We start from the raw sequence: 476 nt of genomic DNA, 5'->3' as shown, positions 1-476 counted from the left end.
AAGTAGGGGTAAATTTAAATTATCAGCCATGTTTATATTCCGAAAATGGTCAACCCAATAACCATAAATTATCTTTAAACAAAGAAACCATGTATCTTTTGTCAGACAATGAAATGGGCTCTATTAAAGGGGGAGCATTTTTATCCATTGGGTGTAGCAAAAGAAACTCATGTACTAGGGCATTGGAAAGAGGAAAGTGTAAAAATAATGGCACCATGTATCTGTAAAACCCAAATCCAATGCTTCGGCATTTGTTTAATTACCATTTTAATTTAAAATAAAACAAAATCTTTATGCTTAATTCTGATAATAAACAGTCTAAGGATCATAAATTATCCTTAAACAAAGAAACAATGTATCTTTTGTCAGACAATGAAATGGGCTCTATTAAAGGGGGAGCATTTTTATCCATTGGGTGTAGCAAAAGAAACTCATGTACTAGGGCATTAGAAAGAGGAAAGTGTAAAAATAATGGC

General features: G+C 32.1%; 2 protein-coding genes. Both read left to right on the top strand.

Annotation, left to right across the window (positions count from 1 at the left end; translation table 11 throughout):
* The coding region (locus E1171_RS23170; protein ID WP_187696095.1) for a class I lanthipeptide at positions 1-227 on the top strand (227 nt) is incomplete at its 5' end.
* A gap of 66 nt (positions 228-293) precedes the next feature.
* A partial coding sequence (locus E1171_RS23165) for a class I lanthipeptide (protein ID WP_187696094.1) occupies positions 294-476 on the top strand: 183 nt, incomplete at its 3' end.

The sequence above is a fragment of the Xanthovirga aplysinae genome, assembly GCF_009711365.1.
Lineage (GTDB): Bacteria > Bacteroidota > Bacteroidia > Cytophagales > Cyclobacteriaceae > Xanthovirga > Xanthovirga aplysinae.
Note: the sequence above shows the minus strand (reverse complement) of the source record. Positions and strands in the feature narration are given on the sequence as shown.